Origin of the sequence: Bacillus rugosus (assembly GCF_023238245.1) — a bacterium.
GTDB classification, from domain to species: domain Bacteria; phylum Bacillota; class Bacilli; order Bacillales; family Bacillaceae; genus Bacillus; species Bacillus rugosus.
Genome location: NZ_CP096590.1, coordinates 529415 through 543144, shown reverse-complemented (window position 1 = coordinate 543144; position 13730 = coordinate 529415). Strand labels below are relative to the sequence as shown.

The window sequence follows — 13730 nt, the reverse complement described above, 5'->3', positions numbered from 1 at the left end:
TTGATTTTTGTAATCCTGATTCACACTGGCACGGACTAGGAGCCGTAAAGATGGAAGAGAGGTAGGGCTTTCATTGTTTTAGGTATCTCTAAGTGATTATTTCTAAAAGAAAATCAATCCATTTCCCCTATACCTTTAAGAATTTCTTATATCCACTGCGACAGTGAATAGTAATTGTTTATCTTCTTTTCATAAAAGAGATACACGAGTGGGTAACATCTAAATATATGGTCAACGATAAAAAAATGACGAAATTACTAGAACTAGAAACTATTTTTACAATTCATTTAACATAATAAGATTAAATGAAACAATAAGAAGGAGTAGAGATATGAAACACATGCCAACGCAAGAATTAAGTAACGAGTTAAAAAAGCGAAAAGGGGTTACTTCTATTAAGGTTGAGTCTTATGAAAAAATTGAAGTTGGTGGAATTCTTGTAGATGGACCAGCTGTTATATTAATTAATCAAGAATACCTAAAAATAGTTGAATGAACGAAGAAAAGGATGATTCTTTACGAAAAGGGATGATCCTTTTTGTTTGCCACTGGTAGTAATAGGATATAAACAAATTTCATCTGGGGTGATGGATTAAAAGGAAGGAGAGTGTCGGAATTATCATGGATGAGTCCCGTTTAGCGTGGCGGTTGGTACACGACACATTTAGAGTTGGCTATTATTTTAGAATTTCGTAAAAGTTTGCTTCCTAATAAGATGTAGGTGTGTTTGAAAGGAAAAATAAATAACTTATATACATTACCGCATATTGTCAATCCAGTATGTTATACTTGTAAAGAAACCTTTGAAGCGTTAAGTCTTTTTCTATTACCTGTACCATCTCCCTACTCGTACGTTGAGTAGGGTTTTTTATTGAGTATTATACAGAGAACGTAAAAAAACAGGCCTTATATAAAGAGCCTGTTTCTACAAACGATTTAAGATTAAGAAGCTTTTTGAACGTTAGCAGCTTGTGCTCCACGAGCACCTTGCTCAACGTCAAACGTTACTTTTTGACCTTCGTCTAATGATTTGAATCCGTCACCTTGGATTGCAGAGAAGTGTACGAATACGTCGTCTCCATCTTCACGTTCGATAAAGCCAAAACCTTTTTCTGCATTAAACCATTTCACTGTACCTTGTTCCATTTTTGTTGCCTCCTAGTGTGTTACCACACATTTTAATTACTATCCCTGCCCAAAGTATCATCAAGACGAAAAATCAATATTCATTCTATCCTTTACACGAACAAAAATAATCTTTCTTTATCATAGCACGAAACGGAAATAATTGCAATTGAATATTATCGTTTTAGTCATGGCATTATTTAATAAAGGTGTGGATACTGTGCAGAAGCGGCAAGCAAAATTGATTATTAAAAAAATTTGTTTCTTGTTCAAGTGCAAGATATTCTCTTAAAAGCAGGGCTGTTCACTAGTAAAGCTTTGTTTCTGCAGACGTCTCCAAACTGTCACTCATTGTTTATCCCCGTTTGCCAAGAATACTTGACCACAAATCATCTTCCTTTTCTTCCTTACCACTTTCCACAGCCTTTTAATAATTTTGCACTCAACATTCAATCCGTATTTACGGTAGTATTTCCTTACTTGTAATGTTTTGTTCCTCAATCAATGTTCACAGTCTAAATAAACCGATTCCCACAGGTTAGTGAAAAAAGAAAGAATAGTTGTATTCGAAAAGAAAAATAAATATTTTATATACATTCCGCATATTGTCAATCCAGTATGTTATACTATAAACAAACCTTTGAAGCGTTAAGTCTTTTGCTATTACCTTGTAACATCTCCCTACTCGAACGTTGAGTAGGGTTTTTTATTGAGTTTGAGTATTATACAGAGAACGTAAAAAAACAGGCCCTATATTAAGAGCCTGTTTCTATAAACGTTTTAAGATTAAGCAGCTTTTTGAACGTTAGCAGCTTGTGCTCCACGAGCACCTTGCTCAACGTCAAACGTTACTTTTTGACCTTCGTCTAACGATTTGAATCCGTCACCTTGGATTGCAGAGAAGTGTACGAATACGTCGTCTCCATTTTCACGTTCGATAAATCCAAAACCTTTTTCTGCATTAAACCATTTAACTGTACCTTGTTCCATTTTTGTTGCCTCCTAGTGCGTGTTACCACACATTTTAATTACTATCCCTGCCCAAAGTATCATCAAGACGAAAAGTCAATATTCATACTATCCTTTACACGAACAAAAATAATTCTTCTTTATCATAACATGAAACGGAAATAAATGCAAATTAATATTATTGTTTTATTCGAGGCATAATTTGTTAAACATGCAGAATAAGAGGCCTTCAATAACTATGGTTTGAAAACACCGTGAAATTGAATCGAAAGTGTCTTCAAACCTTTTTTTTGGTTAATCATACTTCAATTATTGATTGTTAAAGATCTCTTTACAAAGCACAGCTGTTTCTTGTTCAAGTGCAAGATATTCTTTAAAAAACAGGGCTGTTCACTGGTAAAGCTTTATTTCCGCAGATGTTTGCAAACGTCACTCATGGTATATCCCCATTTGCCAGGATGCTCATAAAAATAAAACTTGATCTCAAATCACCTTCCTTTTATTCATCACCACTTTCCAAAGCCTTTTTAATTAAGCAAATAGGAAATTCAAGGTCTTCTAGCTCTTTATTTTGACACTCAAAAACCGATCCATATTTACCCTTGCTTGTAATGTTTGTTCCTCAAACAATCCGATTCCCATAGGGGAACAGCGAGAGAGTTTGGCTCGATAAAGAGCTGGGTATAATCTTCATACACCTTCTGTATCCCGGCTGGTTCTGCTAATAAAGATGCAATTGAGCTGGAAACCTGTTTCTCATTTCCAATAATTTCACAGACGGATGGGAAAGATACTTATCATATATGGTGTATGACGCTGTGACTTCAAAGACAAGCGTTTTCTATACTTAGAAGAACATCAGGGAAGGGGAAATTTTTAGAAAATGAATGAACAAAACCTAAGGACTTTGAGAAAACTGGTTACACCCTATGAAAAGTCCGATTTACAAAAAAGTATTTATCAAATCATTAACACATTGGTACCATTTTTCCTGTTATGGTACTTGGCATATAAGAGTTTGTCGATTTCTTATTTCCTTACATTAGCGATTTCTGTCGTTGCGGCAGGTTTTTTAGTAAGAACCTTCATCATCTTTCATGATTGCTGCCACTATTCCTTTTTTAAGAAAAGAAAGGCGAATCGAATCCTTGGAACAATTACAGGCATTCTGACTCTGCATCCTTTTGATCATTGGGCACACGACCACTCTGTCCATCATGCGACAAGCAGCAACCTGGACAAACGCGGTACAGGCGATATTTGGGTACTGACCGTTGAGGAATATAAGGAAGCCTCAACGAAGACAAAAATCATGTACCGTTTGTACAGAAATCCATTTGTTATGTTTATTATTGGGCCGATTTACGTCTTCGGGATTACCAACCGTTTTAATCGTAAAGGGGCAAAACGCAAAGAACGGATAAATACGTATGTAACGAACCTGGGGATCGTCGCTTTGGCAGCACTTTTATGTTGGGCTATTGGCTGGCAAAACTTCCTGCTGGTTCAGGTGCCAATTTTTATGGTATCGGGATCTCTCGGAATTTGGATGTTTTATATTCAGCATACGTTTGAGGATTCTTATTTTGAAGAAGATGAGCATTGGGAATATGTAAAAGCAGCAGTTGAAGGGAGCTCTTTTTACAAGCTTCCAAAAGTCATGCAATGGCTTACAGGCAATATCGGTTTCCATCATGTTCATCATTTAAGCCCAAGAGTCCCAAACTATAAGCTTGAAAAAGCGCATAACAACACTGAACCATTGCAAAACGTTCCGACCATTACACTGGCAACAAGTCTTAAGTCTTTAAAGTTCCGCCTATGGGATGAAGAAGGTAAAAAATTTGTTGGTTTTAGCCACTTAAAAAAAGCTTCTAAAAGCCAAGTATCAGCACGATTGGAAACGGATTAAACAAACTCCCCATCATCAATGATAACTAGCAACATATCTTACAGGATGAAAGTGCAGACTCGCACAACGATATTGTGCAGAGGTTAGCACTTTTTTAGTGCCAAATACACTTACAGATTCCACAATCGTATTCCGCCCAAAAAAAGAATACCAAAGGTGGTTAAACCCTTGATATTATTGGGATGCGGCCGAGAGGACTTGAACCTCCATGGGTTATTAACCCACTAGGATCTCAATAAAGTGAAAGCTAATTGTCAGTTACAAAAGCCCGTCATTTCAAGCATTTGAATTCATTTATTACATGTATTTTCATCGTTTTATATTCATTTTGGGCATAAAATGGGCACTGTTTTTAGGCTGTAAGCACACTGATTAATTTAAAGTTCGCATCCCAATATAATGAAAGAAAGAGCAATGAATAGAAGCTGCAAACATAACTGCTCCAATTCCATTCTTTAATTCTCGAATTTTTTTAATCTCCTTTCCATCTGTTCTGCCATTTGTTTTGAATTTGGATTTCCTTCATTTTGCAATTGGTCAATAATATTCATATAATCCATTTCACTTCGGTTCTGACTTAATTTATATGCAGCCTGAATGTCATCCACCTTAATCTTAAAACCGACAATCGCTTTCAGTTGTCTTTCTAAGAGTTCAGGAGAAAGTTCATCCCATAAAATTGGATTTTCTCGATGTTTTTCGTATTTTTCCATCATTGTTGTTAATTCTTCTATTAATTCATCTCTCTCTAAAATACGTGCTTGACCGTATATATGGACGGCTTGATAATTCCATGTCGGAACATCTTCATGCCCGTACCAAGAAGAAGAAATGTAAGCGTGTGTTCCCTGAAACATAACAAGCACATCTTCACAGGTTTCAAATGTTCTCCACTGACGATTTCCATAAGCGATATGCCCAGTGATATAGTAATCATCACCTTTTTTATTTAACCCCAAAGGCAAATGCGTGGCAATTGGTTTCCCTTGTTCTGTCGTGACGATCGTGCCAAAAGAGTTTTTTTGAACGAAATCCCTAATTTCATCAACATTTGAGACCTTAAAATATTTTGGAATATACATAATCATCCTCCTTCCAAAAATTATATAAGTGTTTTAGCCATTATAAAGTCCGTTTGTTTTTCATGCCCCATATAAAAAGAATGGGCTCCAGTTTGAACAAACCCCATTTTCTTATAAAAAGCAATAGCATTTTCGTTTTTTTCCCATACGCCCAGCCAGATTTTCTTTTTATTCAGTTCCTTCGCAATTTCCATAGCTTTTTTTAACAGATATTTACCAAGTCCATGTTTTTGAAATTTGTTCTTGATATAAATCCTCTCAATTTCAAGTGATCCAACACCCATTTCTTCAGTCTGAGCATCATTGATATTGACCTTTAAATATCCAGCGACTTCATGATGAAAATAAACAAAAAAGAAGTGCGAAGAAATATTGGATAATTCTTTTTCTAATTGTTTTAAGTTAAATGCCTTTTCCAGATAGGCATTCATATTTTCGGGCGAATTCTGATCCTTAAATGTCTCATTAAATGTTTCATAACTAATGTCTTGAAGTTTGCCCAAATCTTCAAGTGTGCACTTTTTTATATTGATAGTCATTTAAATATGTCACTCCTTTATAACATCACATCAATAATTTCTCTTGTTCCCTTTTTTTACAAAATCCCAATCTTTTTCTATATTTTTTCTTACTCTTTGAAGAAAATTGAAAATGGTCTCCGCTTCTCTTTCAGAAAATCCCTCTAAAGCGACACGATTCGAATGATCATTTTCTCTTTTTATAAAAGGAAATACCTCATTCCCCTTTTCCGTCGGAAAGAGTTTTTTTATTTTTTTGTTATGTTCATCATCTTTCTTTTCAATAAAGCCCTTCATTTCAAGTTTTTTTATTGCACGAGCTGCGGTTGTTCGGTCTACTTTAATCATCTCAGCTAACTTTTCTTGAATGATTCCCGGGTTTTCACATATTCGGACAAGGTACAAATACTGCCCTTTTGTCAGGTCATGTTCTTTAAATTCGATATTGCTTATAGAATCCAATGCTCGTGCAATCATTCCAATTTCACGAAGAATATCCTTCATCATTAAACTCCTTACGTATATGTTTTTGTTGTATTTGCAATAAAAATAACGTACATTAAATATAACTCATCTTTGTTGTATTTACAACAAAAAAATAAAGATAAAGAGGTCGAGTAAAGTGAAATATGTTTTTTATGTATTAGGAATTTTAATCTTAACCCTTGGTATTTCTTTCACGATTCAATCAGATCTTGGAGCTTCCCCTTTTGACGCACTTTTGGTGGGACTGTCCATAAATGTGGGGCTTACTGTGGGAAGTTGGGAAGTCATCATAGCTCTTATATTAATATGTTGCAATTCATTTTTAAAAAGACAAAAACCTGAAATTTTGGGGTTGTTAACGGCCTTTATAACGGGTATGGGGATTGATATATGGCTTTTTTTATTGCATTTTTCTGTAACACCTGAAACTTTGCACAGCAAAATTGTTTGTTTTGCAATTGGCTTAGTTGTTATAGGATTGGGAACCGCAACATATTTACACACAAAATTCGCCCCGATTCCTGTTGACCGACTAACATTAATCTTAAAAGAATTAACGAAAACCAATATATTTTTTTCGAGAACATTCATTTACCTCGTCTTCTTGATAATGGCGTTTATTTTGAATGGACCAATTGGCGTTGGAACTATACTAACCGTTTGTTTAGGTGGGTTAATTCTTAATTACTTCATGCCCTTTACTGAAAAAGTGTTGGATCGCATACTAACAAACTCCAGTACATCACCAAATGATGGTCAAGATAAAAAGCATTCCATATAGAAGGTAATTTAAGTAAGTGGGCACAAGAGGTAAAAAACAAATGAATATGAAAAATACCAAGGTCGTCAAAACCCTTGGTATCATTGATGCGGCCGAGAGGACTTGAACCTCCACGGGGTTTGTCCCCACTAGGCCCTCAATAAAGTGAATCTGTGTTTTCTGTTATAAAACCTTTATATTTCAGTGTTTATTTATTTTGATTATAAGGTTTTATAATGATTTATTCTTATTGAGGAGTAAAAATGGAGTAGTGGTCTTTTTTTAAAAAAGTTACCTTATTATTGATGTTTACTTAGTAACAGCCCTGTTCGAAGTAATCAGTTAAGGTGAAAAATTAAGATTAAACATGAAAAAAGCAGGCGCTTTTTACCTGCTTTTATGCCATGAGAGTATTATAGCTTTATCCTAAACTTAAAATTCTTTTTATTACATTAGGAATAACAAATGACCGTTTGATTTCTTTATTTATTTGAATAATGTCTTTTTGTGTTTTCCCATTCTCTTGCCAAGTAACTTCTACTGTATAATCATTATTCGTATTTGGTGGATCTGCCATTATCGCTACTGCTATTTTTTTAGCATTCTTAGGTTCATCTGTTGCATCACCTGATGCCTCAACAACACCATTTTCTTTAAACACAACCTCTTTTATTGAAAACTCAGGATCCCTTTTCCATGTAATATGAACCGCCCATAAGTCTTGCCTTGCAAGATCTATATCTTTTTCAGGAGAATAGATAACACTCCATTTTCCATCTTTTGAATTAAATAGGAGGTTGGTGGGTGCCAGCATAAATAAACCATGCTAAAAAAACTAGCAGTTGAACAGAAACAATACTCGCTAAAATAAACTTACTTTTTTTCATTATTAACTCCAATCTCTATATGTAATAAATGGGATGTAAGCTTATTTTACACCAATGAATTCTCATTACGTTCAATTCATTACCTGTCCTTAAATAACTTTTTCGAACTTCATAACTTATCCATGGTAATATTTAGATATAAAATCACTGAAAGGATTGGACAATGAAAGTATTTGAAGCTAAGTCTTTGTTATCTGAAGCTGAAAACCGAGCAAAAGATTATAAAGAATTGAAAAATCAAATGATTAAGCTAAGAAAAGCATTTAAGGCTGTTGCTGATCTGGATGACAGTGAGTTCTCTGGCAAGGGAGCAAACAATATCAAAGCATTTTATCACGATCATGTGGGTGTCACTGATCAATGGATTGATTTAATTGAAATGAAGATCGCATTCCTTGCTAGTATCTCCGATGTTTTAGAAGATGTCAGCTTATCTGATGCATATATCGAGAAATCCTTCTTAGAACATGAATTAGCAAACGCATATAAAAAATCAAAATCAATTATGTCTGAGCAGAAGAAAGCAATGAAAGATATTCTGAATGACTCGATGACATTCTTCCACTTGATTTATTTTCAACAGAGACTTTTAAGGATGAGCTCTCTTCTGCCGAAAACAAACGGAAAAAGACTGTTGATAAAATAGGCGATGTGGACGAAAACTTAAAAACTGAATATGCAATAACTGAACCTAACAAACAATTCATTAAAGCAGATTTTCAAAAGTTACATGAATCAACAGGTAAGGGCAAGAATGCTACACCCCTTCACTATAATGCCAAGGCATATCGTGAGAGCGATATACATAAGAAAAAAGGCGATATCGAAAAGCAATCTGAAGCATATTTAAAGATCAAAAAAGAGGAAGCTAACAAACGTGAAATAAAAGATTTGAAAAAGCAGCTTGTAAAGGTAACAGATCCGGACGAGTATTTAAAAATTGCGAAGAAAATAGGATACGAGAATTTGGAACCTGACCAGCAATTTTATTTCCGTCAGCTCGAAGAACTCCAAGAAAAAGCCGCAATTGGAAAAGGTATTGCAATGGGAATGTATGAAGCAGGCAAAGATACAGTGATGGGTCTGTATCAACTTGCAAGACACCGATTGAATCGCTTTCTGGAACTGTGAACGCAGCCTTACATCCAATCGATACTTATAAGATTATAGCTAAAGACATAGAAGACACTTTTCAACGTGATATGATTAATGGAGATACCTACAGCAGAGTAAAATGGGTGTCCTATGTCGGCAGTACTGTTGTTCTTGCAATAGTTGGTCCGAAGGGTATTAATAAAGTATCCAAAATTGCAAAAGCCGGTTCAAAAGTTGCTGCAATTAAGACACTTGAAGTTTCAAAAACAGGAATAAAAAAAGTATTGAATACGTTAAAATACCAAATGTTTTTGAACAACAGTATGCAATGGCTGGTGGTTCAGGGACTTTTCCTTTTAACGTGATTGATGGAGAGAATTATAAAAACTCTGCACTTGAAATATTCAAGACCTCGTCTACTGTACAAGGATTAAAGAAAGCTAAGCCGCATGAAGTTGTAAACGAATTAAAAACTTTTCAAAGCAGAAAATACATTTTTGGAGGACAATCATTCCTCATAGACAAACGAGGAATGAAGCACATTTTGGAGCGCCATCATCCTAATTTATGGGATGGTTCAATTAAGTCTCAACAATCTTTTCTTAATAAAGAGATGACTGTTAACGATGTTGCAGATGCGATAGAATCAATTATAAAACAAAACCGTGAAGAGTTAACGAAAAAAGGAACTAAATTTAGTTATCAAATTAGAGGAACATATGAGGGTCAACAATATGTTGTAGGCTTTCAAAAAGGAAGAGTAGGACAATTCTATCCTGAAAAATAGGAGAGGTAATATGTTTTATATTCAATCATTAATCCTTAGGCCAAATAAGAAGATAAACGATCTTTCAATCTTAAAAAATAATATTGACGATTACTTTGTTCCACTTAGCAATATAGAGGGACTAAAGAACATAAAATCACAGTTAGACTCTTACTATTTATCTGGGGCGATTATTTTAAAATATGGTGAACAAGATTTGCTTGATGTCACTATGTGGGACTTGGTTGACCAATTGTGGGCTTATTTTTTAAATCTAATTGAAGAAGCTATTGAAACAGGAGAAAGCGAAACTTATTTTCCAGATCAACCCCTTCTATTGAAAATGAAATCAATATCGAATGATATGTTGTTATTTGAAATTGGACAACAACAAAAAGTATTACTACCAAAACTTGATTTTTTTGAATCACTCTTAAAGAATGCGAAAAGTTTCTTTGAAACTATAAATTTTGTTTTAGAAGAAAACTGTGATTATGAGTACGAACTTAATAAGATCGGTGAATTACAAACCAAAATTAAATGTATGTGAGGCTAAATGTGAATTACTCTATCGTGAAAAAATTCTTTGATGAGAATAAAAAATATTCAATTCTTACTGGAGGCGTCACTGATAAACAAATCAAAGAGATAGAAGACGATCTCAGAGTAACCCTTCCAGACAGTTATAAGTGGTTTTTAACTGAGTATGGTTCAGGAGGCGCGTTCGGGACTATAGTACTCGGTTATGACTTTCATGGAGCTGAAGTTGTAGAGCAAACAAAAGGATACAGAACGTTTTACAATCTTATACCAGGTCTTGTTGTTATTGAGTATATAGATGAATTTTTTTTATGAATTATGGCACAAATTGGGCAGCTATTAGAGACCAAAGGAACTCTACATATCATCAAGTGATATATCAATCATTGCCCTGTCGTAATAAAATAATTCTAAATCTCTTTGATATTGCTCCCATTCTTGCTGTGTATACAGGTATCTCTCCGCATCAACTTCCTTCAATATCTGAACAATTATCTAGCTTGGTTTCAAGTGTTAGAATCCATTCAACATTAGATTTTGAAACTTATTCTTTAATTTTCCGTATATCAATATAAAATGTTATCTAATGCAGGGAGGGATATTAGTTGGCTGAAAAGCAAAAAAGTGTTCCATTTTTGAAAAAATATTGGGTTTTTCAAATTGGTATATTTTTATTGTCACAGATAATTTTTATTACATTTGAAACAACAGGATGGTTACCTAATTATAGAGAAATTGATGGAACACTATTTGGGAGAATTACGGAATCGTCAATTTTTATAAATTGGTTTACTTTTTATGAAACACCACAATTAAATTTACTTACTGTCTTTTTTGGTGTCTTCTTTCTAGTGCCTGGAATAATAAGTGCATTAAAAAACGTATTTTCGCCTAGACACTATAGTAATAGCTCTAAATAACCGTGATTAAAAATAAATATAGTTTATTAAAATGAATAAAGTTTGAGAAGAGTTGTACTTAAAGTAACGGGTGCGTTAGTTGAACAAAGTCAATGTTATAAGAATGGAACTTCCATATATTTGGATTTCCATTTTTTATGAGTAAACCAACATTAAACTTTAACAGAACCTTTTAAAAAAAGCTTAATCAAAAAGATTAAGCTTTTTCTAATTATTTTAGTAACCTATGCCCCTACCCTATCTGCTGCCACTTTGATCTCAGTATTATGATCACTTTGCATATAAGTTATTGAAAATACACTACTTAAAATCACTGCTGCCAATAGAATCCGGCTGATTTTCATTAATAATCTCCCCTTTTTTAATTTTTCGCCTTGCTTCAATACTCATACGATAATATTCATTAGAGAGCATTAAATTTCCTTGTTCATGGAAATAATCAGCGACTTCAATTGAGGAAATTCTCAACTTCAGCAAACATTTTTCTCGAAGCCAGATATGAAAATGCATTCTTTATTAATTGAGTCTCACCATCAAATAAATAATTCCTCTAATATTTTAAATTTCGCTGAGTATTCTTTGTCATTACTTTGATCGGCAATAAATCGCCCATTCCTAAAGTGTGTTAAAGCAACATCAAAATTTTGTTATTTTGCTTCAACATAGGTTAAAGTGAATAAAGTCTATGTTAGGAAACTACGTTTTGATTTTTCGGAAATTTCTATCTATTTGATAGACACTTATGGCCGTAGTTAATTCTTTACGCCTAAAATCGTACATACCCTTAAAAAAGTAAAAATAGTATTCCAACATGCCAGTTAATTGCCCTAGCTTCCCAATTTCTTTTATAGTTTCATAAGCATTATGGAGATCTTCTATTTCCTTAGATTTCATATAACTCAGCATTAGCTCTTGTCTAAATTCTAATAGCTGATAATATAACAGGGCATCTTGGTTTTCTTCCATGCTTAGCAATTCTTTCTCTACTTTTGCAACTTGGAGCTTGAGGCATTATCAACTACCAATAAATGGTTGAAACGTTTGTGCGGTGTCTACTGTAGGTGACTTACTCCAAATAAGTGGGCAGTTTGTGGACAGTGGCAAATTTGAAAATAAGCACAAAAAATACCAGGGGTCTACAACCCTTGGTATCATTGATGCGGCCGAGAGGACTTGAACCTCCACGGGTTATTCACCCACTAGGCCCTCAACCTAGCGCGTCTGCCATTCCGCCACGACCGCGTGATCATTAAATTGTGTTTGTGCTGGTTTAGTAGGCTCTTAACCTAGTAAAACCAATTTGCGTGCACTTTGTAAATAAAGTGCGGGTGAAGGGACTCGAACCCCCACGTCGTAAGACACTAGATCCTAAGTCTAGCGCGTCTGCCAATTCCGCCACACCCGCAAAAAGACAAATGGTGAGCCATGAAGGACTCGAACCTTCGACCCTCTGATTAAAAGTCAGATGCTCTACCAACTGAGCTAATGGCTCTTACTATTAGATTTCAAAAAATAAAAATGGCTGGGCTAGCTGGATTCGAACCAACGCATGACGGAGTCAAAGTCCGTTGCCTTACCGCTTGGCTATAGCCCAACGAAATGGAATGACCCGTACGGGATTCGAACCCGTGTTACCGCCGTGAAAGGGCGGTGTCTTAACCGCTTGACCAACGGGCCGATGGTTGAGAACTTATATCGAAATCTTATGGCGGAGAAGGAGGGATTTGAACCCTCGCGCCGCTTACGCGACCTACACCCTTAGCAGGGGCGCCTCTTCAGCCACTTGAGTACTTCTCCAATATGGCTCCACAGGCAGGATTCGAACCTGCGACCGATCGGTTAACAGCCGATAGCTCTACCACTGAGCTACTGTGGAATAATGAGACAAGACTTATTATATCAGTCTTGGTTTACAGTGTCAAGAGGTAAATGTTTTTATTTATCTCTCGTGACGACTTTTATAATGTACCATAGGCTTGCCATATCCGTCAACCTTTTTCACGAAAAAATTCTTTTTATTTTTCCGCGGCATTTTCCGCACCTGTATCTGTCAGGGTTCATGGCGCGCTTCTTTATATACTGTTGGCCGCATGCCGTGCAGATATACATATAAGTTTTTTTGTTTTCTGTTTTTTTCTTAAGAGGTGTACAGAACCTCGGCGCGTTGACCTGCTGCATCAGCACTCGAAAATCTCTGTCTCTGTGCTTGTACCCTTTTCCTTCAAGGTGAAGATGATAATGGCAGAGCTCGTGCTTGATGATGCCGATCAGTTCCTCCCTGCCGTGTTCAATCAGATATTTCCTGTTCAATTCAATGTTATGGGAGGTTAATAGGTACCTTCCGCCCGTCGTTTTAAGCCTGTCATTAAAAAGCGCCTGATGGCGGAACGGCTTTTTAAAATACGTTTCAGAAATATCCTCTGTCAGCTTTTGAAGCTCTTTGTTATCCATGGTGCACCTCACTTAAAAAACATTGAACGGGACAATTCACCGTTCGCATACAATATGGTAATCACCGTCCCTCTTATGATAAAAGCTGAGGAGGAATGAGCCTATGCCAAATTGGCTTAAAAAACAGATGCAAAAAGCATTCCTTGAAAAAGATAATTACCAAATTAAACTGCTGAATCAATGCTGGTATTTCTATAGGAAAAAACACTGCTCGTAAGC

The 13730-nt window shown here is 35.3% G+C and carries 14 protein-coding genes, 7 tRNA genes and 3 pseudogenes; 8 read left to right on the top strand and 16 right to left on the bottom strand.

The annotated features are described in order from the left end of the window. Window positions 1-331 precede the first annotated feature (331 nt). Window positions 332-496, top strand: coding sequence for a BC1881 family protein (locus tag M0696_RS02820; RefSeq protein WP_222143594.1), 165 nt, complete (start codon window positions 332-334; stop codon window positions 494-496). Between the two features lie 446 nt (window positions 497-942). Here M0696_RS02820 and cspC (M0696_RS02815) read toward each other — a convergent pair whose 3' ends face one another. Beyond that, on the bottom strand, window positions 943-1146 hold the full coding sequence (gene cspC, locus M0696_RS02815; RefSeq protein ID WP_166854193.1) for a cold shock protein CspC: 204 nt from the start codon (window positions 1144-1146) through the stop codon (window positions 943-945). 765 nt (window positions 1147-1911) lie between these two features. Then, a complete protein-coding gene (gene cspC / locus M0696_RS02810; RefSeq protein WP_010333136.1) occupies window positions 1912-2115 on the bottom strand; it encodes a cold shock protein CspC in 204 nt (67 codons plus the stop codon). An 862-nt stretch (window positions 2116-2977) separates the two neighbouring features. On the opposite strand from cspC (M0696_RS02810), the gene desA reads away from it, so the two are divergent. Further along, complete coding sequence (desA, locus tag M0696_RS02805) at window positions 2978-4006, top strand: Delta(5) desaturase DesA (protein WP_248602461.1); 1029 nt, start codon at window positions 2978-2980, stop codon at window positions 4004-4006. Window positions 4007-4461: 455 nt separating this feature from the next. Here desA and M0696_RS02800 read toward each other — a convergent pair whose 3' ends face one another. Genes M0696_RS02800 through M0696_RS02790 form a run of 3 tightly spaced genes read right to left on the bottom strand, consistent with a single transcriptional unit; the run spans window position 4462 to window position 6110 of the window. After that, the gene (locus M0696_RS02800; RefSeq protein WP_222143592.1) at window positions 4462-5088 is read right to left on the bottom strand and encodes an FMN-binding negative transcriptional regulator; all 627 of its coding nucleotides are present in this window, start codon (window positions 5086-5088) and stop codon (window positions 4462-4464) included. A gap of 20 nt (window positions 5089-5108) precedes the next feature. Next, complete coding sequence (gene paiA / locus M0696_RS02795; protein ID WP_222143591.1) at window positions 5109-5627, bottom strand: spermidine/spermine N(1)-acetyltransferase; 519 nt, start codon at window positions 5625-5627, stop codon at window positions 5109-5111. 30 nt (window positions 5628-5657) lie between these two features. Next, window positions 5658-6110 carry a MarR family winged helix-turn-helix transcriptional regulator gene (locus M0696_RS02790; protein WP_087993909.1) on the bottom strand — a complete coding sequence of 151 codons (453 nt, stop codon included), beginning with the start codon at window positions 6108-6110 and terminating at the stop codon, window positions 5658-5660. A gap of 118 nt (window positions 6111-6228) precedes the next feature. On the opposite strand from M0696_RS02790, the gene M0696_RS02785 reads away from it, so the two are divergent. Then, window positions 6229-6873: a YczE/YyaS/YitT family protein gene (locus M0696_RS02785; RefSeq protein ID WP_222143590.1), complete on the top strand. Its 645-nt coding sequence runs from the start codon at window positions 6229-6231 to the stop codon at window positions 6871-6873. Between the two features lie 400 nt (window positions 6874-7273). Here the strand turns inward: M0696_RS02785 and M0696_RS02780 are convergent, their stop codons facing one another. Then, window positions 7274-7666 carry a hypothetical protein gene (locus M0696_RS02780; protein WP_248602460.1) on the bottom strand — a complete coding sequence of 131 codons (393 nt, stop codon included), beginning with the start codon at window positions 7664-7666 and terminating at the stop codon, window positions 7274-7276. Between the two features lie 236 nt (window positions 7667-7902). Between M0696_RS02780 and M0696_RS21090 the strand changes: the two are divergent. The 4 genes and pseudogenes from M0696_RS21090 to M0696_RS02750 all read left to right on the top strand — a co-directional run bounded on the left by M0696_RS21090 (window position 7903) and on the right by M0696_RS02750 (window position 11060). Beyond that, a pseudogene (locus M0696_RS21090) lies at window positions 7903-9621 on the top strand (ribonuclease YeeF family protein). A gap of 10 nt (window positions 9622-9631) precedes the next feature. Further along, window positions 9632-10150 carry a hypothetical protein gene (locus M0696_RS02760; protein ID WP_248602457.1) on the top strand — a complete coding sequence of 173 codons (519 nt, stop codon included), beginning with the start codon at window positions 9632-9634 and terminating at the stop codon, window positions 10148-10150. A gap of 8 nt (window positions 10151-10158) precedes the next feature. Beyond that, window positions 10159-10446, top strand: a pseudogene (locus M0696_RS02755) (SMI1/KNR4 family protein); the annotation flags it as partial. Between the two features lie 299 nt (window positions 10447-10745). After that, on the top strand, window positions 10746-11060 hold the full coding sequence (locus tag M0696_RS02750) for a YfzA family protein (RefSeq protein WP_248602456.1): 315 nt from the start codon (window positions 10746-10748) through the stop codon (window positions 11058-11060). A gap of 224 nt (window positions 11061-11284) precedes the next feature. Here M0696_RS02750 and phrI read toward each other — a convergent pair whose 3' ends face one another. The 10 genes and pseudogenes from phrI to M0696_RS02700 form a co-directional block, all read right to left on the bottom strand. Beyond that, a complete protein-coding gene (gene phrI, locus M0696_RS02745; RefSeq protein WP_148983019.1) occupies window positions 11285-11404 on the bottom strand; it encodes a phosphatase RapI inhibitor PhrI in 120 nt (39 codons plus the stop codon). Then, window positions 11361-12050: pseudogene (locus tag M0696_RS02740) on the bottom strand (response regulator aspartate phosphatase); the annotation flags it as partial. The pseudogene M0696_RS02740 and the gene phrI, both read right to left, overlap by 44 nt. A 168-nt stretch (window positions 12051-12218) precedes the next feature. Continuing rightward, window positions 12219-12302: transfer RNA gene (locus M0696_RS02735), tRNA-Leu, on the bottom strand. Window positions 12303-12383: 81 nt separating this feature from the next. Next, window positions 12384-12465: transfer RNA gene (locus M0696_RS02730), tRNA-Leu, on the bottom strand. A gap of 11 nt (window positions 12466-12476) precedes the next feature. Then, window positions 12477-12552: transfer RNA gene (locus M0696_RS02725), tRNA-Lys, on the bottom strand. 27 nt (window positions 12553-12579) lie between these two features. Next, a tRNA-Gln gene (locus M0696_RS02720) sits at window positions 12580-12654 on the bottom strand. An 11-nt stretch (window positions 12655-12665) separates the two neighbouring features. Continuing rightward, a tRNA-Glu gene (locus M0696_RS02715) sits at window positions 12666-12737 on the bottom strand. A 29-nt stretch (window positions 12738-12766) separates the two neighbouring features. After that, window positions 12767-12857: transfer RNA gene (locus M0696_RS02710), tRNA-Ser, on the bottom strand. A 4-nt stretch (window positions 12858-12861) separates the two neighbouring features. Beyond that, window positions 12862-12936, bottom strand: a tRNA-Asn gene (locus M0696_RS02705). Window positions 12937-13058: 122 nt separating this feature from the next. Then, window positions 13059-13511, bottom strand: a complete 453-nt coding sequence (locus M0696_RS02700) for a SprT family protein (RefSeq protein ID WP_166854218.1) — start codon at window positions 13509-13511, stop codon at window positions 13059-13061. A gap of 103 nt (window positions 13512-13614) precedes the next feature. Between M0696_RS02700 and cmpA the strand changes: the two genes are divergently transcribed. Beyond that, window positions 13615-13728, top strand: coding sequence for a cortex morphogenetic protein CmpA (gene cmpA / locus M0696_RS02695; protein WP_003225207.1), 114 nt, complete (start codon window positions 13615-13617; stop codon window positions 13726-13728). Window positions 13729-13730: the final 2 nt, after the last annotated feature.